We start from the raw sequence: 21,636 nt of genomic DNA on the forward strand, positions 1-21,636 counted from the left end.
CCGACCTGCTTAAGCCGCCACGGTTCATCCGGGTTCTCCTGTTGATTGTTTCGTGCATCTCATTGGCGCTAGCGTTGCCGTCCTGTGGTGGTCAGTCGACAAATCCAAAAAGCACTCGGCTCGTGTTGGAACTGCCTTTGGTTCCGCAGGGAGCAGAGACCTTCTATCCCATACCGACCGGTCGAAATCATTTTTCGGCCATCGATTCGACAGGCGATGCTCTGGTTCAGAGATCTGTGGGGGCCTGTGACGGATGACGGCACGCAACTTTATGGGTTCCTGAAGCCAGATGGAACTTGGTTGTTCGAGCCTAATCTCCGCGGCCCGAGTATCTCGGCACTCTTTGTCGAAGATCATTTGATTTTGCAACAAGCGGAATTGATTGGCAAAAGCGACATCATGGGATTTCGGAATAGGATCCTCAGTCGCTCGGGCGAGATCGGGAAATCTGTTCCGGGGATCTACTGGAATCCGTTTGTTCATGGTTTGGCCAGCGATCGAAAGTGCGAGCATGGCCATGTTGATGTTGACGGCAAATTTGTGTGGCGACCGTAAGGCGGATCAGGCTCATGCAAGTCCTTTGGGGGCGATGAAATTCGGCGACTTTTCTTTGGGGGTTCAGCGTTTAGCATCGGGAGTGGCGACACAGCCTTCGCTGGGCCTGTGAAGGCCCGGATGCAAGTTCGAAATGGTCTACCAAGCCCCAACGGGCAACACCGTGAATCCGGCGGGGCCTTGGAGGTCGCGCATCTGTAGGCCAGGTCCTGACCTGGCGTCCCAGCCGATGCTTTGGAACAAAGCGAGGCGTTCCGCAACCGATCGCGAGTTCATTGTGGACCGGCAGGGGACCCTGCCAATTCCAACCTGGCCTACGACCTTCAAAACGCCGATGGTTCGTCGTCGGGCAGCAGTGGTTATGATGGGGAGCAACCCACCGGTTCTTTCGCTCTGGCTGGAACCTTTGCCCCTCCCTCCTTCGCAAGGCGAGTCATGTCCTCCAGATGTGCTTTCCCAATCCCTCGCTTCCGAGCTGTCATCCTCGGTCTTCTGGCGTTTCTCACACTGCTCAGTGGCTCGAGCTTTGCGGCCGAGTCGACCAACACGTCCGAGCAACCCAACGTCATCGTGATCTTCACAGATGACCAGGGTTACAACGATTTGGGATGCTTTGGTTCGCCCAACATCAAGACGCCTCACATCGATCGCTTGGCACAGGAAGGACGTCGCTACACAAGTTTCTATTCCGCTTGCTCGGTGTGTTCGCCTTCGCGAGCAGCGTTGCTGACGGGTTGCTATCCCAAGCGGGTTGGATTGCATCAACATGTCCTGTTCCCGCAAAGCAATTACGGGCTGCATCCCGAGGAAGTCACCATCGCTGACCACCTGAAGTCGGCGGGTTACGCCACCGCTTGCGTCGGCAAATGGCACCTTGGTCACCACAAGGAAACCCTGCCGACATCCAACGGGTTTGATTCTTACTATGGGATTCCGTATTCCAATGACATGAATCACCCCGACAACAAGCGACTCGGCAAAATGTCGTCGGATGATCGTTGGAGGGACCAATCCTCGGCGGTCACGTTGTTCAACACACCGTTGGTAGAAGGCGAAGAAATCATTGAACTGCCCGCCGATCAACGGACCATCACCCGTCGGTACACGGATCGGGCCATTGAGTTTGTGGAAGCAAACCAAGACAAGCCGTTCTTTTTGTACCTGCCTCACTCGATGCCGCACATTCCTTTGTATGTGCCGGAGGATGTCTACGATCCCGATCCACAGAACGCTTACAAGTGTGTGATCGAGCACATCGACACGGAAGTGGGACGTCTGGTTCAAACGGTTCGAGACCTTGGTTTGTCAGAAAAGACTTTGATCGTTTACACCAGCGACAATGGCCCTTGGTTGCAATTCAAGAACCACGGCGGGAGTGCCGGTCCCCTGCGAGCCGGCAAGGGAACCACATTTGAAGGCGGCCAACGAGTGCCCTGCATCATGTGGTCACCAGGACGGATTCCCGCGGGAACGTCCAGCAACGCCTTCGCCACCAACATGGACCTGCTGCCCACCATCGCTTCGGTGACCGGCGTGCCACTTGAGAACGATCGAAAGATCGATGGGATGGATTTGACACCCACCTTCACGTCGGAAGAATCCCCTCGGGACGAATTCGTTTTTTATTCGTCGCACGGAGTTCTCGAGGGCATTCGCATCGGTGACTGGAAGTATCTGCGAAAGGTTGCTCGCCGAGGAAAGAACGCGAAGGGGCCTGCTCCGGAACCAGAAATCTTGCTCTTTCATCTTTCCGAAGACATCGGCGAGAAAAACAACCTGGCTGAACAACAGCCAGAACGCTTGCAGCGAATGCACGCTCGAATGGAAGAACTGAACGAAGAAATCACAGCCAATGCCCGTCCTGTGTGGCGAAAGAAGGCGGACTCATGAATCGATTTCTACTCGCGGCAGCCGCCTTCGTCATCGCCCTGATCTGCACCCAAAAAACGTCCATCGCGAATGAACAACCCAATTTGGTTTTTGTGATTGCAGACGATTGCACCTTTCGTGACATCGGTTGCTACGGCGGCCAAGCCCACACGCCCCGGATCGATGCCTTGGCAGAGGAAGGCATGCGGTTGACGCGTTGTTTCCAATCCGTCGCGATGTGCTCGCCCACCCGGCACAGCATTTACTGCGGTCAGTATCCCGTGAAATCCGGTGCTTATCCGAACCACACGTTTGTTCCGGATGGGACGGCAAGCGTGGTTCAGTTCCTGAAACCATTGGGTTACCAGGTCGCACAGAGCGGAAAAAAACACATTGCTCCGCCCTCGGTGTTTGACTGGGAACACTTGCCGGGCAACTCCAATCCCAACTTTGAGGCGGTGGAAGAATTCGTCAAAGGCTGCTCAGAAACCGAGCAACCGTTCTGCTTGTTTCTGTGTTCCAACGAACCACACACGCCTTGGAACAAAGGCGACGCCTCACGGTACGACCCGGCAACCCTCGAGCTGCCGCCGTACATCCTGGACACGCCCGAAACTCGCGAGGGAATGTCACGCTACTTGGCCGAGATCACCTACTTTGATTCTCAGGTGGGAGAGGCAATCGACTTGCTCGACCAATACAAAGTGGCAGACAACACCCTGTTGATCGTGGTCAGCGAACAAGGCAACTCCATGCCCTTCGCGAAATGGACTTGTTATGACAGCGGTCTGCAATCAGGTTGCATCGTTCGTTGGCCAGGGCATGTCGACGCCGGCTCGACCAACGATGCCATGATCGAGTACATCGACTTTCTTCCGACCTGGATCGAGGTGGCCGGTGGTGATCTCAGTTCGGACGCCGCTGCCAAATTGGACGGCAAGAGTTTGCTGCCGGTATTGGCTGGCAAACCAACTCACAAAGAGCTGGTGTTTGGCGAGATGACGACTCGCGGCATCAACAATGGTTCAGATCACTACGGCATTCGAAGCGTTCGATCGGATCGCTACAAGTACATTTGGAACTTCACTCCCGAAGTGACGTTTCAAAATGCCTGCACGAATTCCAAAGAATTTGTCAGTTGGGTACGTGAGGCTGATGCAGGAAACAGCCAAGCAATCGAACTGGTCCAGCGATACACGCAACGTCCCGAAATCGAATTCTACGATCTGACAGTGGATCCTCTGGAAATGAACAACCTGGCCAACGACCCAGCACAGCAAGACATCATGCGGTCAATGCGGCAGGAACTCGATCGATGGATGCAGCATTGCGGTGACCAAGGCCAAGCAACCGAACTGGACGCCCTCAACCACATGAAACGCGGCCAACCCAAACGTACGAAAAAGCGAGCAAAGTCCAGTTGAACCTCGAACGAACTGGCTCAAGGAGCCTTGTCCGCTGGAGCTTCCAATTCGTCGTAGTAGCGACGGGAGATCCGGTGGAAAGCGAGGCCTTGCCACTCGGCGGCTTGGCGAGCCGGGATCAATCCGATGATCGATGGTTCCTCGTAAAGCGAATGCAGAGTGCTTTCGATCAAAGGATCCGGGGCTGTGTCGCGACAAACCAGAAACGCGGTGGTTCCGACCGTGTGAATACCCGACGCGGGGATGCTGGATCCGGAGTACGCATCGACGGTGATCGTCATCGCGTGCAGCGTTGGATGCTGCAGTGCGATCGCGACCCCATTGGAAAGCGGCAACAAATGCCATCGATGCTCTGTCAGCATTCGCGTGACGAGGTCGCTGCCGACGCCGATGCAAATGATCGCGGCTTCGGCGGAAACCTCGGGGTTGGTTTCTTGCAGCGTCTCCCAAGGCATCTCAACGCGAGGCGAAACGGACTCAGACAAGGAGAGTGACTCGAGCACCATCTCAGCCGCTCGACGTGAACCGCTGCCGTGTGGACCCACGGCGATTCGTTGTCCCGAGAGGTCTTCGACGGAATCAATCTCACTGTCATCGCGAATGAGAATGTGGACGGCTTCGTAGAACAAAGGTGCCACCACGCGAAGCGTTTCTCCATTGACCGCGGTGGCTTGGATCGGGGCCAACTCAAATTCGCCAGCCAACAAACGCTCGCGATTGTCCCACGTGCCATTGGTCTGAATGACTTCGCAAGGCACGGAGGTGCGTGACTGCAGGCCCTGGGACAACTCTTCGGAGACGCGATTGTACAAGCCGCCGGGAAGACCGCCTGCGATTCGAATTCGCGTGGGCATCGCGTTGTTGATTCGTTGTTGCCACACCAACGCGGCAAACAACAGCACCGGAAGAACCAGCGAAGCGGACAAAATTCCATTCTGGAATCGGCGCTGTCCAATGGGTGTGCCGGATGTCTGACGCCCTGTGACCGCGGCGACAACCGGGACTTGTCCAAACCAGTCGATGACTTTGCGAGCACGACTTCTCGAGCGAGCATGGATGGTCTGGCCGCACAAGAAACGATTCAGATCATCGGCCAAGTTTTTGGCCGTTTTGTAGCGATCCTTGGGTTGTTTCTCCAAACACTTCGCAACGATCACCTCCAGATCCGATTCCGCTTGCGGACAAACCGATCGCAGGGTTGGCGGGGGTTGATGGGCGACCTTCAACAACGTTTGCATCACAGTGTCGCCAACGATCGGTGGGCGTGAGGTGATCGCCGCAAAGAGAATCGCACCGAGGGAATAGATGTCGCTGTGATGGGTGACGCGGTCGCTGTGTCCGAGGGCTTGCTCAGGAGCCATGTAGTGAGGAGTTCCCACCGCGGCACCACTGCCGGTCACGCTGCTGTCCGCGTCGGTGTGTTTGGCCAGACCAAAGTCGGTCACATGGACTTGGCCCGACGGATCGATCAGCACATTGCCAGGCTTGAGGTCTCGGTGCAGCACTCCTCGGCTGTGGGCGTGATGAATCGCTTGCGCCACGTCGCGAACGATTTCGGCCGCTCGGCGGGATGGCAGCGGACCTTTGGCCAATACCTTTTGAAGGTCTTCCCCTTCGACATACTGCATCGAGAAGAAGTGGTGACCGGCACGCCGCCCGAACTGGTGAACCGCGACGATGTTGGGGTGTTTGAGTTTCGCAGCGGCTTTGGCTTCAATGTAAAAACGTTTGACTTCGTCTTGGCCAGCCAAGATGCCACTGCGGATCATCTTCACGGCCACCAACCGGTCCAAGTCACGTTGCTTGGCCAGATAAACCACTCCCATCCCACCGACGCCCAAAACTTTGAGCAGTTGGTAGTCGCCCAGATCGAATGGAAGCGACGGACCCGAATCACCTTGGGAGCGATTGGCCATTGGCAGCGTCAAATTGGGATCCACGTTGGAATGTTCCCCCAGACCATCATCCGACAACGCGGTGCCAATTCCAATTGTGTCGGCGAGGTCGGTTCGAACATCAATCTGGCTGGCCGTCGATGCCAGACGCAAATCCACCTCGTGGGCATCCACATCAGGCGGCAACGTGATTGGTTCGGTCCACGGGTGGGACGTCTCCCCAGGAGCCGATCCAGCCATGGAGAAGGTCCCGATCAAATCGGCTGCGTCCATCAACTCGCGAAGTTGATCGGCGTGTTCAGGATGCTGTTTCAGAAAGTCATCTCGTGAAGTCAGTTCACCCGTGTCGCAAGCGGACAGGTACAACGCGAAGATCTCGTCCAAACCGTCGTCGTTGGTTTCAGCCATCAGGTCTTCCACCAAGGACTGCTGTCGGTGTCCAAAATCGTCCGAAGCTTCTTCAAACCTCGTTTGAGCAGACCGGCGACCGCGGTCTCGCTTTTGTCCATTCGATCGACGATCTCTTTCAACGACAGTCCTTCCATGTAGCGCAGTCGGATGGCTTCGGCCTGCGTTTCGGGCAGCTCATGCAGTGCTTCCATCATCGCACTGACCGCTTCTTGCCGAACCGCCACACCGCTCGGGCTGGTCTTGGCTCCAGGCATTTGCGCAATCCAGTTGTCGGGCTGGCTGCCATCGCCACCTGCTCCTCCAGCGTGCACTTCTTTCTTTGTCGAACGCTTCTGGGTCATCACGTGGTGAGCGACCGCGGAAGCAACATTGTTTTTCAGCATGCCTCGCAACCAGCCCGCGAACTCGCCCGAGGATTCGCCTCGAAACGCATGCAGGTCGCGTTTCGCTTCCAAGAACGTGACCTGCACCAAATCGGCCGGATCAATGCGTCGACGCAATTGATCGCTGAGATAGCGATGAGCCAGCATCAACAGGTATCCCCGGTAGCGCAACATCAATTGCCCCAACGCTTCGTTGTCGCCTCTTTTGGAGGCGATCACCAAAGCGGTGGTGGTGTCCGAAGACGTCGAATCAGATCGCGGTGGGTTCAACAGAAATCTCTCGGCAGGAACGGTGTCTGTCAGTTTAGTCCAGTTTCACCGGCTGGTTGATTGCCCGCCTGAACTGGGATCGGTGAAAGATCGCAGCGGCACGGTCAATCATGTCGTTTTCAGATCCAAAATGGGGCTGATTCTAGCGTCCGCTACGAATTTCGACCAACTTCTTAAGTTCTTCCCAGACCTTGGTTTGCAAAACGAAGCCCCTGACCGGAACGAATGCTGTCCTGGGTGTCCGGAGGTTCCTTGACGGGCGTTCCGCTTGCTTGGATCGCGTGGGGTGGTTTGCTAAAGTGCCTAGGCGGAACTCGACCAAAAGTTCCGACCTTCCCCGCCTTCACACCATTCCGGAACGAGCCACCATGCTTCGTCGACTTCGTATCCTGCCCTCATTCGAAACTGCTCGGCCGATCTTGGCAAAGGTAAAACGAATTGCAGCCACTTCGTTGATCCTCGGCACCACGGTGCTGGGAACCAACCTGCTGGCCGGTGACACCGATTGGCCACAATGGCGAGGTCCTGCCCGAGACGGCAAGGCAGCCGACCAAAATTTGCTTGCCACCTGGCCCGAGGACGGCCCCAAACTGAAGTGGACATTTTCCACCGCCGGACGTGGGTACAGCAGCACCGCGATTGTGGACGGCAAACTGTTCTCGATGGGCTCGGATGAGCAGAACTGCTATACGATTTGCGTCGACTCCAAAACCGGGCAATCGATCTGGCAAGTTCCCGTGTCGCGTGCCGGCAGCGGCGACGACTACAACACGGGTTGGGGTGGCGGACCACGCAGCACCCCGACCATCGATGGCGATCAGGTCTTCGTGTTGTCCGACGTGGGTGTCGTCTCGGCCCTGCGACGCCAAGACGGACGCAAGCTTTGGTCCGTCGACTTGGTCGCCGACTACGGCGGTGGGATTCCCAAGTGGGGATACAGCGAGTCGGTGTTGATCGATGGCGATCGCGTCGTCGTCACACCGGGCGGCAGCAATTTCATGATTGCTTTGGATCGTCGCACCGGGAAATTGCTGTGGCAATCCAAGGGCGTCGACGCGCCCTCACACTACGTGTCCGCCATGAAGGGTTCCCTGGGCGGAACCAATTACTACGTCACCGCCAGCAGCATTGGTGTGGTTGCGTTTGATTGTGAGTCCGGTGCAAAGCTGTTTGAGAACCCTTTGTCAGGAAACAAAGTCGCCACCATTCCGACGCCACTGATTCTCGGTGACCACATCTATCACACCAGCGACTACGGCGCCGGCAACGTGTTGTTGAAGTTGACTTCTGCCGATGGTGGAATCAACGCCGAACAGATCTATCATCTCGACGGAAAGTCGATGATGAATCACCACGGCGGCGTGGTGGCGGTGGACGGCACGATCTACGGACTCACCAAAGCCAGTGGTGGCGTTTGGATGGCACAGGACATCGAAAGCGGTGACACGCTTTGGCAAGAGAAACTGCGTCCCAACACGAGCGGTTCGATCTGTTTCGCCGATGGTCGTTTGTATTGCTACAACGATAAAGATGGCACGGTGATTCTGTTGGAACCCAATCCCGAACGTTGGTCACCACTGGGCAAGTTGACCATCCCTCGCGAAACAGATTTGCCTCGTGGAAGCGGTGCGATTTGGGCCCACCCCGTGGTGGCGGATCAGACGTTGTTCATTCGCGATCAAAACCTGATTTTCGCGTTTGACATCGCTCGCTGAGGAACCATTTTCGGGATTTTAAAAAGTAGCGGATGGGCGCGAGCCCTCCGGTCCCTCACCGGGCGGCTTGCGCCACACCGCTAACATCGTCACTTGTTGTTCACGCGTGGCTAAGTCTCATTCCATGTTCCTCCTCCGGACACATCCATTGATCGGATGCCAAGTTCGGAGGAGGAAGCGAACGCCGCGAGCCTCAATGTCTCACTCGTGGTCTGTCAGGACTTGTTCTTAGGGTAGTGGACGAGGCGACGAGTCCTGAACTGGCGTCAAATCCAAGGACTCGTCGCCTCGTCCACTACGATCAACCCTCACTTTTAGCTGTGACGAACCACGAGGTGACGCGACTCACTTGGCGACGAATTTGTAGATTCGTCCGCCGGCCATCATGGTGCTCACCAGGACTTCGCCTGAGTCCGTTTGACCGAAGGTGAAGACGGGCAATCCGGTTGCCGCGATGGGGCGATTTTCGGTGACCGTTGATGTCTCTGCGTCGTACTTCAACGCCCAAATCTTTCCGGTGACATAGTCGCCGTAAAGGTAATAACCATCGAGCATCGGTGTTTGAGTCCCGCGATAGACGGCTCCACCCGTGACTGATTTTCCCCAATCATCGGTGTGGGGATACTCGATCAGCGGATCGATCAAATCGGGACGAGCGTCAGAACCGTTGCCATTGAGCGTGAACTTGTGATTGGCTTCTCGCAGGCTCCATCCGTAGTTCCCACCGCGGCGGATCAGGTTGATTTCTTCCCACTCGTTCTGCCCGACGTCCGCGGCCCACAGGAAGTCGGTCTTGGGATCGAACGCCATCCGCCAAATGTTGCGGATACCGATCGCATAGATCTCAGGCCGGGCATCAGTTTGACCGACGTAAGGATTGTCCTTGGGAATGCCGTACGGCTTGTCGCCCTCGCGTTGGTCGACGTCGATTCGCATGACCGAACCGAGCAACTGACTTGGGTCTTGGGCCGATTGCAGTGGGTCGTTGGCTTTCCCGCCATCGCCCAACGCGATGTACAAGAAACCATCGGGGCCAAACGCAACGGTGCCACCGTTGTGATTCCAAAATGGTTGTTCAATCCGCAGCAATTCGCGAGCGGACGAGGGATCACCCTTTTGGTTGTCGCTGCCTTGGACGGTGCTGAACTCGGTCAGAACCGAAACGTGCGGTTTGTCCGACGTGGTGTAGTAGGCATAGAACAGGCCGTTGTCTTTGAATTGGGGATGGAACGCCATTCCCAAAAAGCCTTCTTCATTTTCGCGGTCTTTGTACGTGACCAGATCGCTGAAGTCGGCGAACAGTTCTGGCTCAGAGACTTCGCTGTCGCTTTCGTCAAAGAAGTAGACTTCGCCGGTTTGGCTGGCGACGAACAATCGTCCGCTTCCATCACCCGCACCAGTGATGATCACCGGCCGACTGATGCGAAGGTTCGGGTAGGCTTCCACGACTTCGACGGGCATCGGTGAGACGTCGAGCGATGCGGGAGGCTCGGCCAAGTTGATCGTGGGCGAAGCCTGGGTGGGTTGCTTGGCAACCGCGTCCGGTGATTCAGCGTTCGCGGGTGGCGCGGCCAAGCAAGCCGTCGCAGCTCCACTGAGCAGCAGCTGTTGAATCCAAGATTTCTTCATGGGGGAACCTTCGCGAGAACGAACGAAATGAGTGGAGGTAGCAAAAAAGACGCTCGTCAAATGACGAGCGTCCAGGAACATTCGATTGGATTGGGACCGCCGTGGCGACCTACAAAATTTCGAGCAACTCGACTTCGAAGACCAACACTTCGTTGGGTCCAATCTTGGGTGGCGAACCGTTTTCGCCGTAGGCCAATTCTGGTGGAATGAAGAGCATCCACTTCGATCCGACCTTCATCTTTTGAAGCGCCAGTTGCCACCCTTGGATCACGCGACCGACGGGGAACTTGGCAGGCTGGCCACGCTCGACCGAGCTGTCAAAGACTTCGCCATTGGTCAATTTGCCCGTGTAGTGAACCGCGACCGTGTCTTCGGCCGATGGGGAGGCGCCTTCGCCTTCTTTGACCACTTTATATTGCAGTCCACCCTCGAGTTCTTTGATGCCTTCGACCTTGGCGTTTTGCTTGAGCCACAACGCGCTCTTCTCTTGGTTCAGCACGCCTTGTTTTTGCAGCTCGGCCATCTTTTCAGCCTGACGCTTTTGCATCATGGCCTGAATTTTGCCTTGGATTTCTTGCAGCTGTTCGTCGCTCAGAGCGGGGTCTTTTTGCGACAACGCGTCCTGCAAACCTTGGTTCATTCCTTCGACGGTGAAGTCAGTGGATTGGAAACCTTGTTGAACGAAAGAACTGCCAACAGTGAATCCGAGGAAGTAGCCAAGTTGGTCATCGACCTTGGCCGCTGAATCATCTTGAGCGTTGCCGGGGGAGGTCATGATGAACGTGGCCAAGCAGAGGGTGGGAAGCAGGCGGGAGAGACGGGGCATCGGTAAAGTCCTAAGAGGGAGGCAAGCAGACGCGTTGTGGGCAGACAATTGCCGACAACCTTCGAGACTTCGTGCTGCCTGCATTCAAGATACCAGTCGTGGCAGAATACTTCACGCCCGGGTGAAGTGGGGGCAATCCACGGTTCAGAATTGGCGTTTTTTAACACCGTTTCAGGTTGGACACAGTCCGCCATGGTTCGGTTGCGGTGGAACGGTACTTTCTTTCACCCGAGCTCGCTGAATCCAACGCCGTTGGATCGTTACGAACCACCCGACAGAAAAACCGCCAACACAACGAGGACAATGAGCGCCACCACGATGACACTGATCTTGGCCAAACTGACTGGCTCGCGATTTGTTCCGCCCAAGCGGAAATGGATTTGCTCTTCCAACAACCGCCGTCCTTTTTCGGTCACGCTGTCGGCACTGACGTCAGCAGGATGGTTCTCAGCGTGGGAATCACCCGCGGTGGGCGGGGATTGTTGGGGATGAGCTGACAGATCGTATTTCTCACCGATCTCAATCATCACCCCTTGAACGGATCGAGCGTTGAAGGGTCGATCATCGGGCTGCTTTTCCAAGCATTCGGCAATGACTTGACTCAGTTCCGCAGGAACATCTGGCACCAGCGAAGCGATGGTGGGGGCTTTCGTCCGCAAATGCTGTTCAAACAGTTGGGCAAAGTTTTCGCCGGCAAACACTTTGCGATTGGCAAGCATTTCAAACAGCACGCAGCCGAGGGCATACAAATCTGCCTTTCCGCTGATGGCTTCATCCCCAGTGATCTGTTCGGGTGCCATGTAAGCGTGGGTGCCGACCGTCAAACCCTGCGACGTCAGGTCCGACGAATGCTGGTCACGAGCGATCCCAAAGTCACCCAATTTCACGAGTGCATCTCGTGTGAGAAACAGATTGCCCGGTTTGAGATCACGGTGAATCACACCGTGGTTGTGGGCGCATTGAAGTGCCGAGCAAACTTGCCGAGCCACATCGACGACCACCGGCCAGGCCAACGCTCCGTTGGTTTCCAGCAAGTCTTTGATGGTTCCGCCGTCAACGCGTTCCATCACATAGAACAGTTGTCCGTCTTCGGAACCGCCACCGAAGTACCCAATGATGTTGGGATGCTGCAAACGCTCCAAAATCAACATTTCGCGACGGAAACGGGCTTGGATCAGCTCGTCTTGGGAGACGGCCGGGTGCAGCTTTTTGATGGCCAAATCCTGGCCGCGAATTTCATCAGCGGCAGGATGGACTTCGATGTCGTCGCGAACTTTCCCGTCGTAAACCGTGCCGACCGTGCCCACTCCAAGAACCGCGCCCAGTTCAAAATCATTCAGGCGAAGATGGGGCATCGAACCAGCCGATCAGGAAAGCGTCATACGCCCGCGATTTCTTCAATTCGGATGCGGGTGTTTTTTTGGCGGTGTCCCGTTCGCTTTTTGCTGTGTTTGCGACGACGGAACTTTTGAATGTAGATCTTTTTGTCTTGGGACATGCCCAATACCGACGCACTGATGGAAACACCGTCCAGAGTCGGAGCACCCAATTTTAGACCGTCTTCAGCGCCAACGGCCAAAACGGTTTCAAATTTCAGGTTTTCTCCTGCAGCGATGTCACGGTAATCGACGTCGAGTTCCATTCCTGGTTCGACTCGGTATTGGCGTCCACCGTCGACAAAGATGGCATACATGGCGGGAAAAAGGTTCGTGGAGAATTGGGAATTGACCCGAAGGTCGTATTTTCGAATCGCGAAGGATAGTGTCTGGCCCGTGGATTTACCAGGGCTGATTTTTCGAATGCGTCCGAATCCAGTTGATCGTCGCTCGGAAACCTCTCGGTTGAGCGAAATATCGCCCGGTCTCACAATTGTTGGTGTTCAGGAACCGTTCGGAATCAAGTTCGGTTATAGCGGAGCGGCGCGAGCCGCCCGGTGTGTCACCGGAGGGCTCGCGCCCTTCCGCTACCTTTTTGATCCCGAATGGTTCCTAAATCGGTGCTCAGGGGAGCTCACGCAGCCAAATTTCGCGGAATCGAATCGGGCTGCCTTCGGATTCGAGACACAAGTAGCCTTCATCGGGCGAGCAACTTCGGCCGCCGGAAACCTCCACGCCATTGACCCACAGACGGATCTCCCCGTTGATCCCGCGGACGTAATATTGATTCCATTCTCCGTGCGGATGGGTGGTCTCTGCCGAGGGAAAACTTCGGTGACCGTCGGGCGACAGCGGAGGAAACGGCTGCATCGACGATTTTCCAACCGCGAAAATGTCGCCGTGGCTGGTGAACCAAGTGGGTGGTTTTCCGGTCGATTCGGTGTACTTGCGGCCGTAGTCGAGGTCCAACATCTGGACCTCGATGCCAGTGTTGGGCAAACGGTTGGGCGGCAGGCCTTCCAAAGCCGACATGGGCACCCAAGCGAACACGCCAGAGTTGCCGGCCGGTTTGAGATGCTTCCACTGAATGACCAACTCAAAGTTTTTGACTTCGAATTTGGTTCGAGTGACGCCGATGGGCTGGCCGCTGCCGAGCGCTTCGGTGCCTTCCCAGACCAGTGTCTGATCGTCGCCGTTGACTCGCACAAAGTCGTCGCCGTCCAATTGCCGCCAACCGGGAGCGTCGGTGTCAAAGACTTGGACCGAAACGTTCGAGCCCGTTTCGTTAGGTTCATCCGCGTGCAACACCGACGCGGATGGATCACCGAGCACGCAGCAACCAGCGATGGCCAACGTCATCCACCTGGATGGCAGGGCGTTTCGTTGAAGAAACGAAAGCGAACCGAAAAATTCTGAAACGAGCCGCATGATCGAACTCTGTGGATTTGGAGGGGAGGAAGGGGCGGGCACCGGGGCGAACAATCACCTCGGACGAACTTAAAGAGGGCATGAGGCGCATTAATCTGCGCCCATTCCTTCGGATGACCGGCGAGGTGGGTTGGAGACGCCGGTGCGTGGTCGGTCGAGCCAGGCGAATTCGCGTTGACCCAAGGTAGGACAGGATTATAGTCCGGCTTTCGCGTGGGAATGCAATGGACTGACCCGCGTCGCTTCTTGGGTTTGAATACCCGCCCTCGCTGCCTCACTGGCAAGTCGATTGGGTTTCTGCTGATGGCCCGAATGTTCATTCGGTCGAGCTTTTGTCTCACGGTGGCCTACGTTTAAGGAAGCTCCATCCGTAACGACTTAGCAGAACCTGCGACTGAACCGATGAGTCGCTGCTTCGGAAACCAAAATGCTGAACTTTTTCCGTCAACAAACCAGTTCCTTTAAAAACGACCTGCTCTCTGGCCTGACCGTCGCTCTCGCGCTGGTTCCCGAAGCGATCGCGTTTGCGTTCGTCGCGGGTGTGTCGCCTTTGATCGGTTTGTACTCAGCCTTCTTCATCGGGTTGATCACCGCCGTCGTCGGTGGCCGACCGGGCATGATTTCCGGTGCGACCGGAGCCATGGCGGTGGTCGTTGTCGCTCTGGTGGCCGATCACGGCGTCGAATACCTGTTCCCAACCGTGATCCTGTGCGGTGTGTTGCAAATCATCATTGGCTTGCTGCGGTTAGGAAAACTGATCCGCATGGTGCCTCACCCCGTGATGCTGGGGTTCGTCAATGGATTGGCGATCGTCATCGGGATGGCTCAGTTGGGCAGTTTCAAAACGCTTTCTGAATCGGGAACCTTGGTCTACCTGAATGGGTTGCCTTTGTTCGCCATGCTGGCGTTGGTTGGTTTGACGATGGCAATCATCTGGTTGTTGCCCAAAGTCACGACAGCGATTCCTGCCTCCTTGGCAGCGATTCTGAGCATCACGTTGATCGCAGTCGCGGTGAACGAATCGCAACGGACCGAGACCGGCGACAATTTGCTTGCCACCGTCGGCGACATGCTACGAACCAACACGATCGCGGCGGAAACCAAAGCAGCCAAGGAAGCGATGGCGGCCGAGGAAGCCGAAGCAGCCCTGCACGCTCAACAATTCAATCCGCTCACGGCAGCCGATGGTTCCAACACTTTGATCAGTGCGGTTGTCGCTCAAGACGGCCCTTCGATCAAAGATTCCTTTGCGGCAGCAACCGACACGCCAGACATCGAAATGCCACCGGCGGATCCGGCTGCCGAAGCATCTTCCGACTCGGATTCCGGCATCAGTGGCGGTTTGCCAATGCCGTTCTGGATGGAATTTGACATGGTTCCTTTCAACTGGGCCACGCTGAAAATCATCTTCCCATTCGCAATTGTGCTTTGCGGCGTGGGACTGATCGAGTCTCTGATGACGTTGTCCTTGATCGACGAAATCACGGAAACTCGCGGACAAGGCAACCGCGAATGCATCGGACAAGGCACCGCCAACATGGTGTGTGGGTTGTTCGGCGGCATGGGCGGTTGTGCCATGATCGGCCAGTCACTGATCAACGTGAACTCGGGCGGTCGTGGTCGACTCTCGGGGATCACCGCCGCGATCTGCCTGTTGTTGTTCGTGTTGTTCTTGGCACCCTGGATTGAACAAATTCCGATGGCGGCTTTGGTCGGCGTCATGTTCATGGTGGTGATTGGAACGTTCGAATGGGCGTCGCTGAAGATGCTTCGCCGTATGCCTCGCAGTGACATGTTTGTGATGATCTTGGTGGCTGGTTACACCGTGTTCATGCACGATTTGGCATCCGCTGTGATCTTGGGTGTGATCGTCTCGGCCTTGGTCTTCGCTTGGCAACACGCCACGCACATCGGCGTGGATGTCAAAATCAACGAGTTCGGTAGCAAGATCTATCAGCTGCACGGCCCCGTGTTCTTCGCTTCCGTGTCGTCGTTCAAAGAAATGTTCAACGTTGCCGAAGACCCCGACGACGTGGTGATCGATTTCTACTACAGCCGCGTCTACGACCAATCGGGCTTGGAAGCCATCAATGGGCTGGCGGAGAAGTATCAAGCCGCTGGCAAACGTTTGCACCTGACTCACCTCAGCGAAGAATGTCGTTCGTTGTTGAATCAAGCCGGTGACTTGGTCGAAGTCAATGTTTCCGAAGACCCGCACTATCACGTGGCAACCGACCGCTTGGCGTGAAACGGCCAGCGTGAAACCACTGCCGTCAAAGGCCGTGAATTTCGCATGACCGGTCCAGTTCCATTTGTCCTGGACCGGGTTCCCTTCCGATAGAAATCCTGCGGAGCCGAGCCAGGTGCTGGTTCGCTTCGGTACAGGGACAGACTCGCTCGCGAAAATCACTTCGTGAGTCTCAGTCGACATCCGAATTCGGTGAAGGGATTGGCGGAATGAAGGTGCACGCAGCGATTCGTTGCCAACTCTTGGCTCTCGTGGTGGCAACGTTGGGACTGCTCAGTTCCACCGGCTGTCACGTGTTGACGCCCGCCCACATTCCGACACGCCCGCAATACATCGCCCCTGAGCTGCTCAACGATTCCACCAGCCAGGTGGAGTTCGGCGAGCCCCACAAGGTGCTCGACACGGCGGGATGGATCTGGGGCATCCCCGACAAAATCTTGCTGTGGGATCATCGGGTCGACAATCACCAAATCACCGGTCCGACCATCGAAACGGTCGCCAGCTACTTGGATGAAAACAACCTGCCTCACGTGAAGGTGCGAGTCAACCAATACGCACCTTTGAAAGACTTTCACCGACTGCAGCAAAACAAAACCGTCGCGTGGCCTTACCGTTACACCTTGGGTTTGTTGTCGGTTGGTGGCGAAACGATTCTGCCGGGTCGCTTCTTTGGTGGTGACCATTTCAACCCGTTTACGCAGACGGTGCATCTGTACAGTGATGTTCCCGCGATCGCGCTGCATGAACTGGCTCACGCCAAGGACTTCACGCGTCGTCGCTATCAAGGCACTTATGGCCTGGCGTACATGTTCTTCCCCACGTGGCACGAAACGATCGCTTCGCGAGACGTGATGGCGCATCTCTACGATCGTCACGACCGAGCCGGGATCATCGAAGCCAATCGCATTCTGTACCCCGCCTACGGAACCTATGTGGCGGGCACGGCCAGCTGGTTCATTCCCGGTGGCGGAACCGCGTTGTACTACGGGTGCGTGATCGCAGGTCATGCCAACGGACGCATGCTGTCGCGGGACGTGGATCAGCATTTGGCTGACTACCACCAAATGTTCCGCAGCCAACCGGTACCGCAGCAAGCCGTCCCTGGCATCTCCCAGCCTGGATTGTCACAGCCCGAGTGGTCTGTTCCCGAACCACAACCGATGTGGGACGAATCGCAACTGAACCCGCCCCAGGTCAGCCAAGTGGGCAGCAACGAATCGCCAGCGTCGACGACGCGCTGACGCAGCGGAGGAGCCCCCACGCGAATTTTGTCTCACGGGGCAGACGGGCCCACCCGCACTTTTCGCGGCGCGACGAGTTATGATTTCGTTTCTCCCAACGAATCATCCCACCTTGTTCGCGAATGCCCTGCCCATGAACACCTCCTGGAAGTTTCCTCTCACGCTCGTCGTTCTCACTGCCGCTTGGATGCCTCTCTGCTCACTCGCCGAATCGGCGGAACCCGAAACGCTTCCGCTTTGGACCGATGAAGAACTCGGATCCACCGAAGCCGATGACACCGAAGTCTTGAACGATCGAGGCGATCGAAATTCCTGGGTCACGGACATCTCGCGTCCGACCTTGACGGTCTACCACGCTGACCCAGCCAAGCATTCAGGAACGTCGATCGTGATTTGCCCCGGCGGTGGTTATGGCGGGCTGGCAATCGACAAAGAAGGCCACGTGGTGGCGGAATGGTTCGCCGAACAAGGCGTGACGGCTGGCGTTTTGAAGTACCGATGCGGCGGTGGTGCACACAAGCATCCGATCCCAATGGGCGATGCTCGCCAAGCCGTCAAGCTGATGCGAGATCACGCGGACGAATGGAAACTCGCGAAGGATCAAGTCGGCATCATGGGTTTCTCCGCAGGCGGTCACTTGGCATCGACCATCGCGACGGACCCGCAAACCGGCGTCAACTTTGCCGCGTTGATTTACCCAGTCATCTCCTTGGACAAGGAAATCACGCACGGCGGATCCAAGAAGAACCTGTTGGGTGAATCTCCCAGTGAAGAGTTGGTGCATCAGATGTCGCGAGACGAACAAGTCAGCTCATTGACTTGCCCCACGTTCTTGGTTCATGCTGGTGACGACAAAGGAGTTCCCGTCGCAAACAGCCTGCGTTATTACGCCGCCTGCATCGAACACGGCGTGCCAGCCGAAATGCACCTCTTCCCCACCGGCGGCCACGGCTTCGGAATGTTCCGCGGCGACCGCCCCGTCGACCAATGGCCCAACCAACTCAAAGCTTGGCTGCAATTGAATGGTTGGTTGAAGTAGACGACAGGCTGACTTTGTACTTCGACGCCATCATCACTCCTCCGCGAAGGTGATGATGGGGAAGATTTCGGGAATGTGGGAGTCCCAGACTCCGTGTTTGCCGAGGGCCCAACCGCTGGAGTCGGTGGCGGGTTCGGGGGCCTTGGTCTTGTTGAATCGGAAGAGGTCGATTCGCCACTGGTCGCCGACCTTGGGTGGCAGCGATCGGTTGTCGCCTTTGGCAAGCCATTTCATCTCTTTCCATGGAAACGCCAACTCGACCGTCCAGCCTTGATCGACGTCGGAATCGTCGTTCAAGGTCCCGTTGATGTGAACGGCGGATTTGAAATTGGGAAAGTCGTAGCCTAGAAACGCGATGCGTTTACCGCGTGGATGGTCGGTGAACCCAACGCCATCGAACTCCTGTTGATTCGGAGCGTCTTTGGCGAGTTGTGGGTCGGATGCATAACCACCTTTCTCGTACGCTTCCTGCCATACAAAGAAACCTTCGTAGACGGTTCCATAGGAATTGATCTCGAACTCGTAGTAGGCGTCCTTTCCAGCGATGAAGACTTCGACGTCGTTGTCGTAGTAAATCGGATCGTCACGGTCTTTGTACTCCGCGTCGACATTGGGCTCCTCCAACCAGAATCCGATGTAAAGAAACTCGTCATCCCACAGGATGGATGAGCGGGTGTCGTAGCGAGTGGGTTGTCCGCTGACCAAGTCGACAAAGGAGGTGGTCTTGCGGGCTTGCTGCCAAGCTTCCTCGTCCAAGCGACCATCGATCGTCAGCTCAGTATCAATCTTCGCCGCGGTGTATCGCGGCAAATCCTTGGCAGGGACCAACGATTGAGGGAACGGCTTGGGCATCTCCACTTCGACGAAAGTCGAAAATGCGAGCTCGGAATCGGATCGCTCGTCGAGGGTTGTCACGAGTGTTTTCAGAGTTCGCGTGACTTGGCCCTCGAACAGCATTTGACCACTGCTGGTGATCTGGATCGGTTGGTCCAAGTCGATGAATCGGTCATCCAAGAAGACGTTGATCTTGTTCACGTCTGAGGAGATCAAGTCAATCGTTTGACCGTCGACGGCTGCGATGATGGTCGCACCGGCTTTGACCGACGACTCTTCCACGCCCAACCAATAGAAATGCGAGTGGGTCACATCGTCCTGGACCCACACAATCTTGGACGGGGTCACGTTTCGAGTGTGCTCGGCCATCCAAGGAAGCGCGACTGCATCTTCGCGATCCATCCAGTGCCCTTTGTTCGGGTAGATCTTCACGAAGTGTTCGTATCCCTCGGGATCAGCTTCCTGCAGTTTGGCCAGCTTCGTTTGCCAATCGGCAGCGATTTGGTTGCGTTTGTAGGCCGCGTCTTTGCCTCCCATTTGCAACGCGAAGGGAACGTTGCGGAGACCCAGTGCCGACGTTTCGTTGGGATGTCCCGCCATCATCGCGGCGGCTGCCCAGCGGTCGGACAAACGAGGTGCCAGTTGATACACGCCATCACCGCCAGCGGAATAACCCATCACGTAAACGCGATTTGGATTGACGTTTTCAAACGCGACCATGTTTTCAATCAAACGCACGAACATCGGATCGATGTGCTTTTGATGCCACAGGTTCCAGGTGTCGGTCGGAGCTCGCGGAGCCACGTAGACACCTTCTTCGGGTTGATACAAACGTTTCTGGTTTTCCCACTGACGATCGTTGACCGCTTTCGGGGCACCACCACCGCCGTGCATAGAGATGTAGAGACTGCGACCTTCTTCGGGTGCTTCGCCAAAAACGCGATAGTCAAACGGCATCTCATGATCGCCGTGGACCAACACCCGAGCCTTCATTTCCTCGGAACGCGTTTTGAGCAGAGTTTGCTTGTGATGCTCTGCAAGGATCTTTCTGGCGCGGACAACATCGTCCGCGGTCAGTGCGACATCGCTGAACGATTGAGCGCGGATCGTCTTGAGATCCGCTGCCGGTTGGGACTGGAGGTAATCGCGGAGAGCTTTGATCGCGGCGACGGATTCATTCGCCTGTGATTCGGAAACCGCATCGACGGAGACGAGGTGGTGCTCATGCAACTCCTCATCCGCATCGGTGATGATGGTGTCACGAATGACTTGATCGCCTTCGCCAATCAAGACCGAGTACTTGTGTTGTTGTTTCAGTTCCACGCGAAGATGATCGTTGGCATCGAATCCTTCGTCGTTGGTTTGACCTTCAAAGACAACTTCGTCGCCATCCAGGACTCGCAATCGGCAACTGGCTCGGTTCCCATCCGCACCATGCACCACGAACAACGACTCAGTCATGCCGGGCGGCAATGACTTTTGAAGAGCAACGTAGCGGTCGGTCACGTTCACAGCGGGAATGCTTCGTAGCTTTCGATTCCAAACGCATGGGAACGAGAGCGGGGTCTGTTTGAGACTGGTTGCATAGATCGCGTGAGCTTTTGACGAACGGTCTGCTTTGGTTGCATTGGCGACGAACCAACCACGATCCAGTTCGTTTCCGGTTGGCTCCGCGGCACCTGTGAAATGCCAGCCATCGTCCCAGACTTCCACCCACGAGTGATTTCCGGATTGATTGAACCACAGGGGCGTGCCCACAAACCGAGCGGGGATCCCAACGGATCGACAAGCATCAATCAGCAACACCGACAAACCGGTGCACGACGCCAATCCGGTCTCCATTGATTCCAGTGGGCTTTGATCCGCTTTCACTCGCCGGGTGGAATATTTGACGCCGACGTTTTTGAATAGTTTTTGATTGATCAAAGCGGCCGCTTCGCTCGGTGAGCTCGCTCCTTCCATCATCGGCAGGCATCGTGTTCGAAAATCGGCTCGCCACTCGTCGCGTCGCTCGTTGATGCTCGCGTAGGGCAGAACATTGTTGAGGAAGATGTCTTTGGGAATCTCCTTTGCCCACGGTGCATCGGTCCAAGCTTGATAGGCCAGTCGAGTGTTTTCCAACAGGTAGTCCGCCGAAAGCGTTTGCAGATCACTCTCGGGCATATTCGCAATCAGGAACTCGATCCCTTCCCGTTGATCCGCTGGTGCATCTGCCAGCGCTTGTTCCAGTTCCGCACGGTTGTCTCCCGCCAGAGCCAGTCGATCGGTGTCGAACTCCGCCGATGCGAGTCCAGAAAGGCCGAGGAGGAGCGTCGGAAGAATCAAGGCAATCAACGGCTGTCTCATGAGATGGACTCAGCGTTCAAGTGTCAGGCAATGGTTTGGAACTGGCATCTGATTGCAGCAGCGGTCACTGCTCCCTTTTAAACGCCCGGTCAGGTCAACAGTATGACTGGCCAAAGCACACGCAACCACTGATGAACGGTCCTCGCC

Annotated in this window: 15 protein-coding genes; 7 read left to right on the forward strand and 8 right to left on the reverse strand. The window is 56.2% G+C overall.

The features are described 5' to 3' along the window. Positions 1–216 precede the first annotated feature (216 nt). From RISK_RS22090 to RISK_RS22100, 3 genes are all read left to right on the forward strand, one after another. Positions 217–555: a hypothetical protein gene (locus RISK_RS22090; RefSeq protein ID WP_047816463.1), complete on the forward strand. Its 339-nt coding sequence runs from the start codon at positions 217–219 to the stop codon at positions 553–555. Positions 556–990: 435 nt separating this feature from the next. After that, a complete protein-coding gene (locus tag RISK_RS22095) occupies positions 991–2,445 on the forward strand; it encodes a sulfatase family protein (protein ID WP_047816709.1) in 1,455 nt (484 codons plus the stop codon). After that, positions 2,442–3,848 carry a sulfatase family protein gene (locus RISK_RS22100; protein ID WP_047816464.1) on the forward strand — a complete coding sequence of 469 codons (1,407 nt, stop codon included), beginning with the start codon at positions 2,442–2,444 and terminating at the stop codon, positions 3,846–3,848. The genes RISK_RS22095 and RISK_RS22100 overlap by 4 nt, the downstream gene beginning before the upstream one ends. A 17-nt stretch (positions 3,849–3,865) precedes the next feature. Here RISK_RS22100 and RISK_RS22105 read toward each other — a convergent pair whose 3' ends face one another. Continuing rightward, the gene (locus RISK_RS22105) at positions 3,866–6,166 is read right to left on the reverse strand and encodes a serine/threonine-protein kinase (RefSeq protein WP_047816465.1); all 2,301 of its coding nucleotides are present in this window, start codon (positions 6,164–6,166) and stop codon (positions 3,866–3,868) included. After that, a complete protein-coding gene (locus tag RISK_RS22110; protein WP_047816466.1) occupies positions 6,151–6,807 on the reverse strand; it encodes a sigma-70 family RNA polymerase sigma factor in 657 nt (218 codons plus the stop codon). Before RISK_RS22110 ends, RISK_RS22105 begins: the two co-directional genes overlap by 16 nt. Before the next feature lie 368 nt (positions 6,808–7,175). Here RISK_RS22110 and RISK_RS22115 point away from each other — a divergent pair, with 368 nt between their 5' ends. Further along, complete coding sequence (locus RISK_RS22115) at positions 7,176–8,522, forward strand: outer membrane protein assembly factor BamB family protein (protein ID WP_047816467.1); 1,347 nt, start codon at positions 7,176–7,178, stop codon at positions 8,520–8,522. A 345-nt stretch (positions 8,523–8,867) separates the two neighbouring features. On the opposite strand, the gene RISK_RS22120 is transcribed toward RISK_RS22115, so the two are convergent. The 5 genes from RISK_RS22120 to RISK_RS22140 all read right to left on the reverse strand — a co-directional run bounded on the left by RISK_RS22120 (position 8,868) and on the right by RISK_RS22140 (position 13,781). After that, a complete protein-coding gene (locus tag RISK_RS22120) occupies positions 8,868–10,151 on the reverse strand; it encodes a PQQ-dependent sugar dehydrogenase (protein WP_047816710.1) in 1,284 nt (427 codons plus the stop codon). A 109-nt stretch (positions 10,152–10,260) separates the two neighbouring features. After that, positions 10,261–10,926, reverse strand: a complete 666-nt coding sequence (locus RISK_RS22125) for an FKBP-type peptidyl-prolyl cis-trans isomerase (RefSeq protein ID WP_047816711.1) — start codon at positions 10,924–10,926, stop codon at positions 10,261–10,263. A 311-nt stretch (positions 10,927–11,237) separates the two neighbouring features. Then, positions 11,238–12,332: a serine/threonine protein kinase gene (locus RISK_RS22130; protein WP_083435116.1), complete on the reverse strand. Its 1,095-nt coding sequence runs from the start codon at positions 12,330–12,332 to the stop codon at positions 11,238–11,240. A gap of 23 nt (positions 12,333–12,355) precedes the next feature. Further along, on the reverse strand, positions 12,356–12,670 hold the full coding sequence (rplU, locus tag RISK_RS22135; RefSeq protein ID WP_047816713.1) for a 50S ribosomal protein L21: 315 nt from the start codon (positions 12,668–12,670) through the stop codon (positions 12,356–12,358). A 307-nt stretch (positions 12,671–12,977) separates the two neighbouring features. Further along, positions 12,978–13,781: a 3-keto-disaccharide hydrolase gene (locus RISK_RS22140; protein ID WP_047816468.1), complete on the reverse strand. Its 804-nt coding sequence runs from the start codon at positions 13,779–13,781 to the stop codon at positions 12,978–12,980. 427 nt (positions 13,782–14,208) lie between these two features. On the opposite strand from RISK_RS22140, the gene RISK_RS22145 reads away from it, so the two are divergent. From RISK_RS22145 to RISK_RS22155, 3 genes are all read left to right on the forward strand, one after another. Further along, entirely contained in the window at positions 14,209–16,029 is a 1,821-nt protein-coding gene (locus RISK_RS22145) for a SulP family inorganic anion transporter (RefSeq protein ID WP_047816469.1), read from the forward strand. A 209-nt stretch (positions 16,030–16,238) separates the two neighbouring features. Beyond that, positions 16,239–17,270: a hypothetical protein gene (locus RISK_RS22150; protein WP_047816470.1), complete on the forward strand. Its 1,032-nt coding sequence runs from the start codon at positions 16,239–16,241 to the stop codon at positions 17,268–17,270. A gap of 133 nt (positions 17,271–17,403) precedes the next feature. After that, a complete protein-coding gene (locus RISK_RS22155) occupies positions 17,404–18,309 on the forward strand; it encodes an alpha/beta hydrolase (RefSeq protein ID WP_236696576.1) in 906 nt (301 codons plus the stop codon). Positions 18,310–18,342: 33 nt separating this feature from the next. Here the strand turns inward: RISK_RS22155 and RISK_RS22160 are convergent, their stop codons facing one another. Continuing rightward, positions 18,343–21,489 (reverse strand): transglutaminase domain-containing protein, encoded by a 3,147-nt coding sequence (locus tag RISK_RS22160; protein WP_047816472.1) that lies wholly within the window; start codon positions 21,487–21,489, stop codon positions 18,343–18,345. Positions 21,490–21,636: the final 147 nt, after the last annotated feature.

Source organism: Rhodopirellula islandica (assembly GCF_001027925.1).
Taxonomy (GTDB): Bacteria; Planctomycetota; Planctomycetia; order Pirellulales; family Pirellulaceae; genus Rhodopirellula; species Rhodopirellula islandica.

Bases quoted from the DNA above. Each gene is read 5' to 3' on its own strand.
- RISK_RS22090 (WP_047816463.1), top strand. From the start codon at position 217: ATGCTCTGGTTCAGAGATCTGTGGGGGCCTGTGACGGATGACGGCACG.
- RISK_RS22095 (WP_047816709.1), top strand. From the start codon at position 991: ATGTCCTCCAGATGTGCTTTCCCAATCCCTCGCTTCCGAGCTGTCATC.
- RISK_RS22100 (WP_047816464.1), top strand. From the start codon at position 2,442: ATGAATCGATTTCTACTCGCGGCAGCCGCCTTCGTCATCGCCCTGATC.
- RISK_RS22115 (WP_047816467.1), top strand. From the start codon at position 7,176: ATGCTTCGTCGACTTCGTATCCTGCCCTCATTCGAAACTGCTCGGCCG.
- RISK_RS22120 (WP_047816710.1), bottom strand. From the start codon at position 10,151: ATGAAGAAATCTTGGATTCAACAGCTGCTGCTCAGTGGAGCTGCGACG.
- RISK_RS22125 (WP_047816711.1), bottom strand. From the start codon at position 10,926: ATGACCTCCCCCGGCAACGCTCAAGATGATTCAGCGGCCAAGGTCGAT.
- RISK_RS22130 (WP_083435116.1), bottom strand. From the start codon at position 12,332: ATGCCCCATCTTCGCCTGAATGATTTTGAACTGGGCGCGGTTCTTGGA.
- rplU (WP_047816713.1), bottom strand. From the start codon at position 12,670: ATGTATGCCATCTTTGTCGACGGTGGACGCCAATACCGAGTCGAACCA.
- RISK_RS22140 (WP_047816468.1), bottom strand. From the start codon at position 13,781: ATGCGGCTCGTTTCAGAATTTTTCGGTTCGCTTTCGTTTCTTCAACGA.
- RISK_RS22145 (WP_047816469.1), top strand. From the start codon at position 14,209: ATGCTGAACTTTTTCCGTCAACAAACCAGTTCCTTTAAAAACGACCTG.
- RISK_RS22150 (WP_047816470.1), top strand. From the start codon at position 16,239: ATGAAGGTGCACGCAGCGATTCGTTGCCAACTCTTGGCTCTCGTGGTG.
- RISK_RS22155 (WP_236696576.1), top strand. From the start codon at position 17,404: ATGAACACCTCCTGGAAGTTTCCTCTCACGCTCGTCGTTCTCACTGCC.
- RISK_RS22160 (WP_047816472.1), bottom strand. From the start codon at position 21,489: ATGAGACAGCCGTTGATTGCCTTGATTCTTCCGACGCTCCTCCTCGGC.